Below are 13,726 nucleotides of genomic sequence, written 5' to 3'. Positions count from 1 at the left end.
GTGCCCCCCTCCGAGCCCAGGTCCCTCCTCGTCCGGTGCGCGCGGCCGCCGTGCGACGACGGTCCGCGCGACCTCGTTCACATGGCTACGCGCTCACCCCGGCCTTGCGGCGCCGCACCACGAACACCGCGCCGGCGCCGGCCACGACGGCGACTCCGCCGACGAGGCCGATGACCGGGAGGGCCGAGCTGGAGCCGGTCTCGGCCAGGTTGCCGGTCGGCAGGTCGGAGACCTCGCCCTGCGGCCGCTTCACGGAGTCCTTGCCGCCGTCGTCGCTCGGCGTGGCCGTACCCGGGTCCGGGTTGGACGAGCCGGCCTTGAGGACCGTGAAGTCGTACTGGGCCCAGCCCTCGGCGATGCAGTCCTGGCCGTCCACCTTGTCGAGGTAGGCGCCGGAGCCGAAGGAGTAGGCGTCACCCGCGGGTGCCTTGGCGTCGATGGAGACCCGCAGGTCGACCGACTTGCTCGCGCCGGACTTGAGCTTCTCCACGTAGAAGAAGTAGTCGCCGGCCCAGTCGTCGCTGCCGATCCGGTCCCAGGAGCCGGTGTCGGGGTTCTTGAACTCCAGGTCGACGTACGGGCTGAGGAACTTCGACTCGCTGAGCTCGTAGTTCTCGATCTCGGCGTAGAAGGCGACACCGTCGACATCGGTCTTGGACTCGTTGGTCACCACCAGCTTGAAGCCGTGGAAGCCGTCACCCGCGACGATCTTGCCGGGCAGGCCCTTGATGTCGGCGGACACCTTGGCGTTGCCGAAGTCCTCGTCGAGGTCCTCGCAGTACGGGACGTCCGGGTCGGACGGGTCCTCGCTGGGTTCCGCCGACTCGGACGGCTCGGCCGAGGCGGACGTGCTGGCACTGGCACTGGCGCTCGCGCTGTCGCTGGGCGAGGCGGACGCCGACGCGGACTCGGACGCCGGCGCGCTCTCGCTCGGCGAGACGGAGTCCGACGGGGAGGCCGAGGCGGAGTCGCTCGGGATCTCGCTCGGCGCGCTCTCGGACGCGGACGGCAGGTCGTCCGCGAAGGCGGCCGGCGCGGACAGCAGGGCCATGGGTGCGATGGCAGCCGTGGCGGCTGCTGCGGCCATGGCGCGGCGAAGCTTCATGAGGACCCCCGTGAATCAGGTACGGCAGGCGGATGTAACCGCTGGTTCCGCTGATGTGACCGGTGAATCCGATGAATGGTTGCCTCCACATTCACCGAATTCTTATGTGACGGTCGTCACTTCCGGGTCCGCGACGGGGTGGGCATGTCCACAGCGGATTCCGAGGTTATTCTCGCCCCCGTCGAACGGCCGAGCGAGAGAGTGCCATGACTGACAGACGGTCCGAGCAGTCGCCGGGGGACGAGCCGTCGTCGTCCTCCATACCCGATGAGGTGTGGGAGCAGTTCATTCGCGATTCCGAGCGCGACATCCGCAGGTCCGCTCCGAAGGAGCCCTCCGCCCGTGCCCGTCAGGTGACCGAGCGGCTCAGGGGGCAGCAGGAGCCCGAGGGCTGGCGGACCGGGCCCGCCTGGCAGGAGATGAACGGGCGGACCACGCGGCGCCGCAAGGTGTGGGCGGTGATCGGCCTGCCGGTGGCGATCGCCGTCGCCGTGGTGGCGATGCGGCCGTCGCTGATCCCCGGCGATCCCTTCGGCTCGGCCTCCGACGCGGACACCGCCGTCACGCAGCTTCCCGCCGAGACCGCCGCCCCGACCGCGGCACCGTCCGCGGTCGCCCCCGAAACCCCCACCCTGGCCCACCCGTTCGCCGGTTCCCCGGCGCTGCGCTGGGCCGACGGCGAGGCCGGCATCGTGCTGCCGAAGGCCACCGCGCTCGGCTCGATTCCCAAGGACCGCGTCGAACTGGCCCTCCGGCAGACCAAGAAGCTGCTGGTCGACGCGAACCTCAACCCCGAGGTCGTGGCCGGCGCGCACCCCGACGCCGCTCTCGCGGTGCTCGACCCCAAGCAGCCCCGCCTCCTCGACGAGCTCGACACCGCGCTGCGCCACCCCAGCAAGGCCCACGACCCGCTGTCCCTCTTCAGCCGCTTCGACCCCGAGGACGTGATGCCGGCCGGCAAGGTCGTCAAGACCCGCGGCCGGATCACCTTCGCCAAGGGCAAGTTCGCGGGCGTGGCCGTGCACGCGGACTTCACCTTCGTCTACCCGGTGGTCCCCGTCGACGGCTCGGGCGAGGTCACCCGCACGATCGTGCGCCGGGTCGTCGACACCGAACTCCCCGACCCGACGCGCTACCGGGTCACCCCCGGCCGCCTGACCCTGGTGAGCTACGACGAGGACGCCGGCAACTCGGCCTGCGACATCGACGACGGTTTTCTGCACCCGCAGTTCCCGTCCCACGCGCCGACCGGCAGCGCGTCGCCGAGCGGCCCGTCGGTCGACCCGTACGACCGCAGCCGGAAGATCGGGGAGGGTCCGAAGGGGTGCGGCACGGTGAGCCGTACCTAGTCGTACGACCTGCCGCGTCCTGCGACCCCGGCCGCGGGATGGGCGAAGGGCCCCGCAGGACGGAGCCGCGGGGCCCTTCTTCCGTCAGCACCGACGTCAGGGCAGCGTCGGTGCCTGGGAGCGGCGCCGGGGGGGTTGCGCCGCTGGTCTCCGTGCCCTGTGCCACCGTCCGTGCCCCGGCGCACTCGGCGCGTACGGCAGGTCTCGACCTCGGACGGGCGATCGGCACACGGGTAATTCCGTTGCCTGAAACGGGACTTGGGAGCTTGTGAGGGCTGTGGGGGCCCTCTGGGCATCGTGCTGGATGCACGGGGCCTTCGCAACCGTTTGACCCAGCCCTTATGCATTTTTGCAATTTTCCGCCGGTCGGCCCCGGGCGTCCCCGGAGCCGGCCGTCTCAGGTGTGACCGGGCTGCTGTCCCCTGCCGTCCGGTCACGTGACTGGAGCGAGGTCCCACGGCGCACGGCACGATCCGTACGCCTCATCGCTCCAGTGAGCCACGCGTGGTTCTTTTCGGGCCCGCCCCTGGCTGGCACGGACACCCCACCAACGAAGCGGTTCGCGTGCCGGTCACGCGCCGTACGGGTGAGAAGGCCCCGAACTCAGATACGTCCGAACTCAGATCCGCCCGCGGCACAGTTCGAGGAGTGTCATGGCCAGGGCGGTGCCCGGCCTGCCGAGCGCCTTGCTGTAGTGGCCGAGGACCTCCATCTCCCGGGACAGGTTCACCCGGCGGCCGCCGGAGGTGATCCGGGCCTCCTGGATGACGGCGGAGACCGCCATCCGTTCCTGGATCAGGCCGATGATCCGGTCGTCGAGCGTGTCCACGCGCTCCCGCGCGCCGGTGATCACATCGGCGGCCTCGGCGGTACGGGCACCGGTCTTCTCGGCGGGGCTGACGGTCGTCATGTCGGGGCTCCTCGTTCTCGGAAGGTTCTCGGAGGGGGCTCGGAGGCAGCCCCGGACCGGCACGATCCGGAGAAACACCAGGCGCCCCGGACCTTGTCGGCCCGGGGCGCCTGGGGAAGTCGCCTGTCAGTTGCTCAAGCGGCACGACCATGGCAGCCGGCGGACCGGTTGCCATAGGTAAAGGAGAAGGTCGTCTGCGTGAGCATGGAGGCGAGTATGCCACAGCACCTCGTCAGGGTGTCGCCCGCCCGCCCCGTTAGAATCGGTAACCACAGACCCCCGCCCCACCGCCGGAAGGCACCCCGTGTCATCAGCGACTCCCGCTGCCGCCACCCCCGACACCGTCCTGGTCGTCGACTTCGGCGCGCAGTACGCCCAGCTCATCGCCCGCCGCGTCCGCGAGGCCCGGGTCTACAGCGAGATCGTGCCCAGCACCATGCCGGTCGCCGAGATGCTCGCCAGGAACCCGGCGGCGATCATCCTCTCGGGCGGCCCCTCGTCCGTGTACGAGGAGGGCGCACCCCGCCTGGACCGCGCGCTCTTCGAGGCCGGCGTCCCCGTCTTCGGCATGTGTTACGGCTTCCAGCTGATGGCCCAGGTCCTCGGCGGCACCGTCGACAACACCGGAGCCCGCGAGTACGGCCGTACCGACCTGCACGTCTCCCGGACGTCGTCCACCCTCTTCGAGGGCACCCCGGGCGAGCAGCACGTGTGGATGTCGCACGGCGACGCCTGCTCCGCCGCCCCCGAGGGCTTCTCCGTCACCGCGTCCACGGACGTCGTCCCGGTCGCCGCCTTCGAGAACGACGAGAAGAAGCTCTACGGCGTCCAGTACCACCCCGAGGTCATGCACTCCACGCACGGCCAGCAGGTCCTGGAGCACTTCCTGTACCGCGGCGCGGGCCTCACCCCGTCCTGGACCACCGGCAACGTGATCGAGGAGCAGGTCGCCCTCATCCGCGAGCAGGTCGGCGACAAGCGCGCCATCTGCGGCCTGTCCGGCGGCGTGGACTCCGCCGTCGCCGCCGCGCTCGTCGCGCGTGCCATCGGTTCCCAGCTGACCTGCGTGTACGTCGACCACGGGCTGATGCGCAAGGGCGAGACCGAGCAGGTCGAGAAGGACTTCGTGGCCGCGACCGGCGTGAAGCTGGTCGTCGTGGACGCCGAGGAGCGCTTCCTGACCGCCCTCAAGGGCGTCTCCGACCCGGAGGAGAAGCGCAAGATCATCGGCCGTGAGTTCATCCGGGTCTTCGAGCAGGCGCAGGCCGAGATCATCGCGGACGAGGGCCCCGAGGTCGCGTTCCTGGTGCAGGGCACGCTCTACCCGGACGTCGTCGAGTCCGGCGGCGGTACCGGCACCGCCAACATCAAGTCCCACCACAACGTAGGCGGTCTGCCCGAAGACCTGGAGTTCAAGCTCGTCGAGCCGCTCCGCAAGCTCTTCAAGGACGAGGTCCGCATGGTCGGCCAGGAGCTCGGCCTGCCGGAGGAGATCGTCCAGCGCCAGCCGTTCCCCGGCCCCGGCCTCGGCATCCGGATCGTCGGCGAGGTCACCAAGGAGCGGCTCGACCTGCTCCGCGACGCCGACGCCATCGCCCGCGAGGAGCTGACCGCGGCCGGCCTGGACCGCGACATCTGGCAGTGCCCGGTGGTCCTGCTCGCGGACGTCCGCTCGGTCGGCGTCCAGGGCGACGGCCGCACCTACGGTCACCCGATCGTGCTGCGCCCGGTCTCCTCCGAGGACGCCATGACGGCCGACTGGTCGCGTCTGCCGTACGACGTCCTCGCGAAGATCTCCACCCGGATCACCAACGAGGTCCGGGACGTCAACCGGGTCGTCCTCGACGTCACCTCGAAGCCGCCGGGCACCATCGAGTGGGAGTAGCGGGCCCTATGTGCGCCTGACCGTGCGCACGGGCTCGCCGGGCAGCCAGGCCTCGACGACCAGGTACCTGTCGTCCTCGACGTGGGTCCGTACGACCTCCGTCAGCTCGGTACGGAAGAGGTGGAACGGTCCCTCGGGCACCACCACCTCTTCCGTGAACCTCCCTTTGACCGCCGCGTCCGTCACCTCGTACGCCCGTCCGCCGATCCGGACGTCTCCGCCGCCCATGCCGGTGCCGTCCCCCGGGTTCGCCTGGAGCGCGAACCTCGGGTCGCGCAGCAGGTCCAGGGCCTTCACCGAGTCCGGCATCATGCCGAGCCAGAGCTCGCCGTCGAGGAACCGGACCTCCAGACCCGAGGTACGGGGGGAGCCGTCCTTGCGGAGCGTGGCCAGGACGTGATGGGGGTGGGTGAGGAAGCGGGCCTCGGCGGTCCGGGCCAGGTCGGGCGCGGCCGTGGCGAAGTCCGCCCAGCGGGCGGCGGGGATTCCGGTTGCGGGGGTTGTGCGTGTCATACGAGTCAGTCTGCTGCCGATACCCGACATCTTCTGTCGTGTTGTGAGCGCGGGCGTCATCTTTACAGAACAGCTCTGTTTTCCTGCGCTGACCGACGGTAACTTCCGGCCGTAACACAAACCCAGTGCTGGAGGACCTATGCACGGGCCGACTCCGCCCCTGCCGCTGCCCACCGATCAGCTCCGGTTCGCGATGCCGCCGATGCACGAGTCGCTCGACGACGAGCGCCGGCATCGCAAGGAACGGCTCGCGGGCGCGCTGCGGATCTTCGGCCGGGCCGGATTCGAGGACGGAGTGTCCGGGCACATCACCGCCCGCGACCCCGAGTACTCCAACTGCTTCTGGGTCAACCCGTTCGGCATGCCGTTCAAGCATGTCACCGTCAGCGACCTCGTCCTGGCCAACCAGGACGGTCAGGTGATCGAGGGCCGCTACCACGTCAACCAGGCCGCCTTCACCGTGCACGCCCAGGTGCACGCGGCCCGCCCGGACGTCGTGGCCGTCGCCCACTGCCACTCCGTGAACGGCCGCGCCCTGTCCGCCCTCGGCGACCTCCTCGACCCGATCAGCCAGGAGAGCTGCGCCTTCTACGAGGACCACGCCCTTTATGACACCTACACCGGGGTCGCCGTCGACGCCGAGGAGGGACGCCGGATCGCCGGCGCCCTCGGCTCCGGCAAGGCACTGGTGCTGCGCAACCACGGGCTGCTGACCGTCGGCGACTCGGTGGACGCGGCCGCCTGGTGGTTCATGTCGATGGAGAAGTCCGCGCAGGTCCAGCTGACCGCGAAGGCGGCCGGCCGCCCGCTGCTCATCGACCACAAACTCGCCGTCGCCACCCGCGAACAGCTCGGCGGCGACCTGGTGGCCTGGATCAACTACCAGCCCCTGTGGCAGGACATCAGCCGCGCCGAACCGGACCTGCTGAGCTGACGGTCTCAGAAACCCCTGAGCACGGCCGCCTTCGTCAGCGCGAACTCCTCGTCCGTGAGCACCCCGTCCCGGTGCAGCTCGCCCAACTCCCGCAGCCTGCGCAGCAGTACGTCGTGATGGTCGGCCGACCGGCGCGGCACGGCGGGCGGCGGCCGGTCCGGGTCGGCGTACTCCGCGCCCGCTCGGGCCGAGGGGTGCGGCAGCCGGGCCGTGACCGCCGCCGCGACCAGCGCCGTCAGCAGATCGCGACGCACACTGCCCCACAGGTCCAGGGCGTAGGGGTCGCGTTCCGCCGGAAGCTTCGAGAACACCGCCTCCCGGGTCACGAACCGCAGGAACCCGTCCTCGTAGCCCGAGTTGGGCAGCCACTCCACCTGCACCAGGTCGCCGACGCCGATGATCCGCGGCCCGGTCGCCCGCTTGACCCGGTCGGAGGTGTCGGCCCAGTCGATCCGCACCTGTGTACCGTCGAACGACACCGTGCCGTCCGAGGACCGCACCGAGACCGGCACCGGCGGTCCCGGCAGCAGATACGCCTTCGTCGGCTCCGTCGGGATCTGGTCCAGCAGCAGCGACTGCCGGATCTCCGCCACGACGTACTCCGCCACCCCGGACCGGTCCCCGTCCACCGTCAGCAGATACGGATCCGCAGGCTCCGGCAGCCGGCCGCCGGTCGCCTGCAGCAGCGGATCCGCGCCCTCGCGCAGCCGCATCCGCAGCCGCCCGTGCTTGCGCTCCGGCTCGTACACCACCCCCGACACCGCCTCCAGCGGCACGGCGATCTCCCCGTACGTCTGCCGGAACAGCGGAACGCAGCGGTGCCGTCCCGGCGTGATCCGGATCGTGCTGCCGTCGAAGGCCCAGGTCCCGTCCCGCCGGATGATCTCGGCCATGGGGGAATTCTCGCAGCCAGGTCAACCTGTCGGCCGTACCTTCACCCCACGTGACCGGCCCGCTGACCGCGAACGGCGTGGCGTAGGGCACAATTCGCTCTCGACACAAGGGAGTTGCACGGCGTTGTCCGGCCCCGGGGAGGGCCCTGCGCGCCGTGCCCCGGGCGTGGGGAAGGCAGGCGTCGGGCGTGGCGGTGCAGGAGGCGAGACAGGGCGCCGGTTCGGGTGTCCACGGGGGCGGTTGCGCGTGCGGGGACTGTCCGCACGGGGCGCGCGAGGGGCACCGGCGGGCGGTCGCCGCATTCCTCCTCAAACGCGAGGAGTTCGCGGCCGGCCAGGGGCTGCCCGCGGCGGTGGCCCACTCCGCCTCCGCCTCCCGCCAGTGGGTCTCCGAGGAACTCTCGCAGTCCGCCGAGGTGGTCGCCGAACGCGGCCGCGCCGAGGGCGAGGCCTGGCTGGCCCGGCTCTGGGTGCGCACCGTGGTCACCGTCTGGGCAACCGTAGTGATCACGCTGCTCGCCCAGTCCCTCACCGCGATCGGCGCCGGCTGGACCAGCGCCCGCACCGCCGGACTGGTCGCCGCCGTCGTCGTGGCCCTCGCCCTGACCGCCGGCTCCTGGTTCCACCGCTCGCGCGGCGGAGTCCTCGCGCCCGTGATCGGCGAGGACAACCGCATGTCCACCTCCCGCACCGTGGCCGCCTCCTGGGTCCTCTTCGTCGCCTACGCCGTGCTCGTCCTGGCCGGCCGTCTGGCCGTCGCCTCCTCTCCCGCCGACCGGGACGCCCTGATCTCCGGCCTCGACCTCGCCCGCGGCGTCGGCGTGGTGACCGTCCTCGCCGTGGTCTGCGGCATTGCCGTCCTGGTACGCCGGGTGGTCGGTCTGCGCATCGTCGGCCAGCGTCTGCAGAAGGTGCGCGCACACCGCCCCCGCGCGGCCGACCTGCTCACCGACGACGCCGGCCGGGGCACCTTCGCCGACATCCAGTACGTCGTGATCAGCGCCGTCGCCCTGGTCTTCGCCGCCGTACGCCTCGCCCGCCGCCCCGACCAGCTCCCCGACCTGCCCTGGGGCCTGGCGACGGTGGTCCTGATCTCCGCCGCGACCTACCTCGCCGGCAAGTACGCCGAGGGCGGCCGGCCGGTCATCCTCTCCGTCGTCCGCGCCCGTGAGGCCGGTGACCTGGACGCGCCCATCCGCACGGGCGACGACATCGAGATCCGCGGCACCGGCTTCGTCCCTCCCGGCGCCCAGACCGCCGACCGGCTCGCCCGGATGGTCGTGCGCGTCGGCGCGGTCAACGTCCACGTCCCCCTGGTCCCCGTCGCCGGCGGCTTCAGCAACCCGACGGACAGCCTTCTCACCGTCCCGGTGCCCGCCGAGGTGGAGCCCGGCTCGGTGGAGATCCAGGTGGTGACGGCGGCCGGGGCGGCCACCAACCGGTGCGTGGTCGAGGTGACCGAGTAGCGGGAACGGGCGGGTGACCCTCCGACAGGTGGCCGGGCGGGTGACGAAGACCGGCCGAAATTCGGAAAAACATCCGCAGGAGGATTGAGCCGGTCGCAGTTGCCGTACGTATGGTCTGTTGAGAGCCCTGGGTACAGCGGCGAGAGGCGGCTAATGGCGATGACTCACGGCATTCGTACGGACACGCACCCCCCGTATCTCGACGGCGATCGTGGTTTGCGGGACACCGCCACCCGATACGCCCTCCTTCCTCTGCGGATCTTCCTTGGCGTCACGTTCATCTATGCCGGCCTGGACAAACTGACCAGCAGTGAGTTCCTGAAGTCCGGCGGCTCCGGCTCGATCGGCGACACCATGCGCGCGGTCCGTGACTCCGCCGCGATCCCGGCTCTGGTGGACCTGGCCCTGAAGAACCCCGTCGGCTTCGGCACCGCGATCGCCATCGGTGAGGTCGCGGTCGGCCTCGGCACCCTCTTCGGGCTGCTGGCCCGGGTGGCCGCCCTCGGCGGCGCGCTGATCTCGCTCAGCCTCTGGCTGACCATCAGCTGGGCCAACTCCCCGTACTACTACGGCAACGACCTCGCCTACCTGATGGCCTGGCTCCCCCTGGTCCTGGCCGGCGCCCCCTACCTCTCCCTGGACGCGATGCTGCGGGCCAGGCGCCGGCACCGGTCCGGCGGCCTGCGCTGACGGATCGGCTCCGCTAGCTCTCCGGTGTGCCGCGGCGCCTGCGTATCGCCTGGGTCAGCGCCGCGGTCGCGCCTGCCAGGAACAGGCCCGCCACCATCAGGGGGATGGCCGCGAACCACTCGGTGGTCCACAGGCCCGCCGCGTCACCGGCGTAGGCGACACCCGTCGCCGTCAGGAAGACGCCCACGATCAGCCGTCCCGGCTGGAACTCATGCCGCAGCACGGCTCACCTCCACCTGTCCCGCGCCGACCTGGAGATCCAGGTCGAGCGTGCCCGTGTTCTTCGCCCCGGCCGTCGGCCGCAGCGTCACGTTCTTGTGCTTGCCCGGTGCCACGTCCACGTCCTTCTCGTCGTCACCGGGCAACTGGATGTCGCCCACCCCCACGTCGATGCTCATCCGCACGGTCACGTCCGCCGGCACGACGATCCTCAGCCGGCCCGCCCCCACTTCGGCGGCCGTCGACACCCTCTGCCCCTCGGCGATGCGTATGTGTCCGAGGTCCAGGGTGGCGACGCCGGTCCCCAGGTCGTACGCCGGCCCTACCTGGGCCGCGGTCGCCGGGGTCCAGGACTGCCGCGTCCAGTGGGTGCTGATGTCGGACGGCAGGGCCGTCGACGCCGCGAGCAGACCCGCCGTGACGAGCGCCAGGAACAGCGAGCCGGCCCCCGTACGTCCCAGGAACGAGCTGACCGCGGTGCCCAGCCCGAACACGATCAGGGCGCAGGCCAGACCGGTCTGGAGGCTGGCGCCCAGCGGGTGCGCGTCCCAGGTCAGGCCCGTGCCCAGGCCGCCCGCCAGCAGCGCGAACAGAAAGATCCAGCCGCCGATCCACCGCGGTCCGCGCGGCCTCGGGGGCGTGCTCCGCCGGGCGCTCGTGTCCTGGCCGTGGACCCACGGGGTGCTCAGCCGGAAGTCGGGGCCTGGGACCGTCCGGCCACGGGCCTCGGCGGGACCCCACAGATAGCCGGTGCCCCCGACATGCGTGCCGTCCTTGACGATCGGGTCGCGCCACCACGAGGGGTAGGTGACCGAGATCGGCGGCGCCTGGGCCTCGGGAGGGGCGTCGGCAACCGTCTGGGCGGCCAGCGGGTCGGGGTCCGGGGCGCCCCGCCGCCGCGACCAGTACCCGGCGCCCGCCAGCAGCACGGACAGGACGACGGCGAACGCCAGCACGCCGCCGTTCCTGATCATCGTCAGCAGGACTCCGCAGCCGACCAGCGCGAACAGCACGGCGGCCAGGGCCTGTCCGTCGACCCGGCCGGTCAGCAGCTTGCGGACCTCGTTCTCCTCGTCGTCCTCGTACGGAACGAAGAGCCAGGCGAAGCCGTAGAAGAGGAGACCGATGCCGCCGGTCGCGGCCAGCACGGCCAGCGTGATGCGGAAGATCACCGGGTCCAGGTCGGTGTGACGGCCGAGCCCCGCGCACACACCCGCGATCATCTTGTGCCGGCGGTCGCGCCGGAACCGGGGGAGCGCCACGGCGCCGGTGCCGGCGGCGGCCTCCGTCCCGGGCGCCCCCGGCCCGTGCGTCTCCGCCGCGGCGGGCGCGGCATCCGACGGCCCGGGACCCGGTGCGGGCCGCGGGCCGGGGCCGGGTCCCGGACCCGTCGCGGCGTGCTCGTGATCAGTCATGAGTCAATGGTGACGGGCGAGCCGCCGCAACGGCAGTCGGGATGACCCTGGCCGAACCCTGAAATCGGCCCCGAGGCCGGGCCGGGAACCGTTCGAGCCGAGCCCGGGCGACGGCCTCCGGGCACTCGCGGCCGAAGACCCGGGCCCTCGGCCGCCGCGGGGTCGGGCTCCGGCCGCTGCGGCTTCGGGCAGTCGCCGCCATGGCTTCGGGCAGTCGCCGTCGCGGCTGGGGGCTCTCGCCGCACGGAACTCCGGCGACCTGCCCCGGGGAAATCCGAGGATCAGGGGAGTATCCGGGGCCGACCCTGATGCCCGGGGACTTGCGGCGTGTGAACATCGATGGCATGCCGGAAGCCGCAGCAGTGCCCCTCGACGACCCGCGGCCGCCGCGCAAGCTCTACCGCAGCAGCGACGGCCGTTGGCTCGGTGGGGTGGCGCGGGGCCTCGCCGGGCACCTCGGCCTGCCCGTCGTGTGGGTGCGGCTCGTCTTCGTCGGCCTGTTCATGGCCAACGGCCTCGGCGCGCTGCTGTACGCCGCGTTCTGGTTCTTCGTGCCCCTCGGCCTCGGCGGTGTCGGCGGCCAGAAGCCACCCTCCCTGGTCACCACCGAGACCTCGGCCGACGGCCGCCGCAGACTCGTCGCCCGCAGACCCGACAGGGGCCAGATCGTCGCGCTGCTCCTGATGGTCGTCGTGTCCATGGTGTTCGTGGGCAGCGTCAACCTCACCAACGGCGCCAAGGCCTACCTCCTGCCAGCGGTCCTGGTCGCCGCCGGTGTGGCGCTCGTGTGGCGTCAGGCGGACAACGCCCGCCGGGCCCGCTGGGTCGAGGTCGGCAGCCGGCGCCGCACCCTGTCGCTGCTGCGCGCGGGCGTAGGCGTCCTGCTCGTGACGGCGGGAGTCTCGGGCGTCTTCGTCATGCAGGGCTCCGCCGCGCACATCGGGGCGGTGCTCCAGGCCTCGCTCGCCGTGCTCGTCGGCATCACGCTGCTCGCCGGGCCGTATCTCGTGCGGATGACCCAGGACCTCTCCGAGGAGCGGCTGATGCGCATCCGCGCCCAGGAGCGCGCCGAGGTCGCCGCCCACGTCCACGACTCCGTGCTGCACACCCTGACCCTGATCCAGCGCAACGCGGAGAACGCGAACGAGGTGCGCCGCCTCGCCCGCGCCCAGGAGCGCGACCTGCGCACCTGGCTCTACAAGCCCGAGGGCACCGGCAAGGACGAGGCCGACGAGCCCGCCACCCTCGCCGAAGCGGTCCGGCGCAACGCCGCGGAGGTCGAGGACAAGCACGGCGTCCCCATCGAGGTCGTGGTGGTGGGCGACTGCCCGCTCGACGAGCGGACGGGCGCACAGATGCAGGCCGCGCGCGAGGCAATGGTCAACGCCGCCAAGTACGGTGGCGAGGGCGGCGCCGTCCAGGTCTACGCCGAAGCCGAGGGCAGGACGGTCTTCGTGTCCGTCCGCGACCGAGGTCCCGGCTTCGACCTCGATTCGATACCCGGCGACCGCATGGGTGTCAGAGAATCGATCATCGGCCGCATGGAGCGCCACGGCGGCACGGCACGGTTGCGGTCCGTGCCGGGCGGCGGCACGGAGGTCGAGCTGGAGATGGAGAGGGCGGAGAACACGTCATGAGCGACGCGACCGAGGCGAACGGCCCGGCGGAAGGCACGGAGAAGGCCGGGCGTCGGGTGCGCGTGGTCCTCGTCGACGACCACCGGATGTTCCGTACCGGTGTCCAGGCCGAGATCGGCCAGACCGAGCAGACCGGCGTCGAGGTGGTCGGGGAGGCCGCCGACGTCGACCAGGCGGTTTCGGTGATCACGGCGACCCGGCCCGAGGTGGTGCTCCTCGACGTGCATCTGCCGGGCGGGGGCGGGGTCGAAGTGCTGCGCCGGTGCGCCCCGTTGGCGGCGGACGCCGAACGACCGGTGCGCTTCCTCGCGCTGTCCGTGTCGGACGCGGCCGAGGACGTGATCGGGGTGATCCGCGGCGGTGCCCGCGGCTACGTCACCAAGACGATCACCGGCACCGACCTGGTCGACTCGATCTTCCGGGTGCAGGAGGGCGACGCCGTCTTCTCCCCGCGGCTGGCCGGGTTCGTCCTGGACGCCTTCGCCTCCACCGACGCCCCGCCGGTCGACGAGGACCTCGACCGCCTCACCCAGCGCGAGCGCGAGGTCCTGCGCCTGATCGCGCGCGGCTACGCCTACAAGGAGATCGCCAAGCAGCTGTTCATCTCCGTCAAGACGGTCGAGTCCCATGTGTCGGCGGTGCTGCGGAAGCTGCAACTGTCGAACCGGCACGAGCTGACCCGCTGGGCGACCGCGCGACGGCTGGTCTGA

Annotated in this window: 13 protein-coding genes; 7 read left to right on the top strand and 6 right to left on the bottom strand. The window is 71.7% G+C overall.

Features of this window, described 5'->3' with window-relative positions:
* Positions 1-85 precede the first annotated feature (85 nt).
* Positions 86-1,105, bottom strand: coding sequence for an LAETG motif-containing sortase-dependent surface protein (locus ACZ4O3_RS30475; RefSeq protein WP_384989418.1), 1,020 nt, complete (start codon positions 1,103-1,105; stop codon positions 86-88).
* A 206-nt stretch (positions 1,106-1,311) separates the two neighbouring features.
* On the opposite strand from ACZ4O3_RS30475, the gene ACZ4O3_RS30470 reads away from it, so the two are divergent.
* Positions 1,312-2,454, top strand: coding sequence for a hypothetical protein (locus ACZ4O3_RS30470; RefSeq protein WP_362730974.1), 1,143 nt, complete (start codon positions 1,312-1,314; stop codon positions 2,452-2,454).
* Positions 2,455-3,073: 619 nt separating this feature from the next.
* Here ACZ4O3_RS30470 and ACZ4O3_RS30465 read toward each other — a convergent pair.
* The gene (locus tag ACZ4O3_RS30465) at positions 3,074-3,364 is read right to left on the bottom strand and encodes a chorismate mutase (protein WP_467725279.1); all 291 of its coding nucleotides are present in this window, start codon (positions 3,362-3,364) and stop codon (positions 3,074-3,076) included.
* Between the two features lie 304 nt (positions 3,365-3,668).
* On the opposite strand from ACZ4O3_RS30465, the gene guaA reads away from it, so the two are divergent.
* Complete coding sequence (guaA, locus tag ACZ4O3_RS30460; protein ID WP_362722539.1) at positions 3,669-5,249, top strand: glutamine-hydrolyzing GMP synthase; 1,581 nt, start codon at positions 3,669-3,671, stop codon at positions 5,247-5,249.
* A 6-nt stretch (positions 5,250-5,255) separates the two neighbouring features.
* On the opposite strand, the gene ACZ4O3_RS30455 is transcribed toward guaA, so the two are convergent.
* Positions 5,256-5,762, bottom strand: coding sequence for a pyridoxamine 5'-phosphate oxidase family protein (locus tag ACZ4O3_RS30455; RefSeq protein ID WP_362722536.1), 507 nt, complete (start codon positions 5,760-5,762; stop codon positions 5,256-5,258).
* 139 nt (positions 5,763-5,901) lie between these two features.
* Between ACZ4O3_RS30455 and ACZ4O3_RS30450 the strand changes: the two genes are divergently transcribed.
* Positions 5,902-6,696, top strand: a complete 795-nt coding sequence (locus ACZ4O3_RS30450) for a class II aldolase/adducin family protein (RefSeq protein WP_362722533.1) — start codon at positions 5,902-5,904, stop codon at positions 6,694-6,696.
* A gap of 5 nt (positions 6,697-6,701) precedes the next feature.
* On the opposite strand, the gene ACZ4O3_RS30445 is transcribed toward ACZ4O3_RS30450, so the two are convergent.
* Positions 6,702-7,589 carry a DUF4429 domain-containing protein gene (locus ACZ4O3_RS30445; RefSeq protein ID WP_467725276.1) on the bottom strand — a complete coding sequence of 296 codons (888 nt, stop codon included), beginning with the start codon at positions 7,587-7,589 and terminating at the stop codon, positions 6,702-6,704.
* Positions 7,590-7,777: 188 nt separating this feature from the next.
* On the opposite strand from ACZ4O3_RS30445, the gene ACZ4O3_RS30440 reads away from it, so the two are divergent.
* Positions 7,778-9,055, top strand: a complete 1,278-nt coding sequence (locus tag ACZ4O3_RS30440; RefSeq protein ID WP_467725275.1) for a hypothetical protein — start codon at positions 7,778-7,780, stop codon at positions 9,053-9,055.
* A 159-nt stretch (positions 9,056-9,214) separates the two neighbouring features.
* Positions 9,215-9,745, top strand: a complete 531-nt coding sequence (locus ACZ4O3_RS30435) for a DoxX family protein (protein WP_362722523.1) — start codon at positions 9,215-9,217, stop codon at positions 9,743-9,745.
* 13 nt (positions 9,746-9,758) lie between these two features.
* On the opposite strand, the gene ACZ4O3_RS30430 is transcribed toward ACZ4O3_RS30435, so the two are convergent.
* Together ACZ4O3_RS30430 and ACZ4O3_RS30425 are read right to left on the bottom strand one after the other, a co-directional pair.
* Positions 9,759-9,968 carry a hypothetical protein gene (locus tag ACZ4O3_RS30430; RefSeq protein WP_467725273.1) on the bottom strand — a complete coding sequence of 70 codons (210 nt, stop codon included), beginning with the start codon at positions 9,966-9,968 and terminating at the stop codon, positions 9,759-9,761.
* On the bottom strand, positions 9,955-11,379 hold the full coding sequence (locus ACZ4O3_RS30425; protein ID WP_467725271.1) for a PspC domain-containing protein: 1,425 nt from the start codon (positions 11,377-11,379) through the stop codon (positions 9,955-9,957). Before ACZ4O3_RS30425 ends, ACZ4O3_RS30430 begins: the two co-directional genes overlap by 14 nt.
* A 344-nt stretch (positions 11,380-11,723) precedes the next feature.
* On the opposite strand from ACZ4O3_RS30425, the gene ACZ4O3_RS30420 reads away from it, so the two are divergent.
* Both ACZ4O3_RS30420 and ACZ4O3_RS30415 read left to right on the top strand, forming a co-directional pair.
* A complete protein-coding gene (locus ACZ4O3_RS30420) occupies positions 11,724-13,016 on the top strand; it encodes an ATP-binding protein (RefSeq protein WP_362729479.1) in 1,293 nt (430 codons plus the stop codon).
* Positions 13,013-13,726 (top strand): response regulator transcription factor, encoded by a 714-nt coding sequence (locus tag ACZ4O3_RS30415; RefSeq protein ID WP_351318292.1) that lies wholly within the window; start codon positions 13,013-13,015, stop codon positions 13,724-13,726. The genes ACZ4O3_RS30420 and ACZ4O3_RS30415 overlap by 4 nt, the downstream gene beginning before the upstream one ends.

The sequence above is a fragment of the Streptomyces sp. NPDC026515 genome, assembly GCF_055567595.1.
The sequence above is the reverse complement of the archived record's forward strand: the minus strand, read 5'-3'. Positions and strand labels throughout refer to the sequence as shown.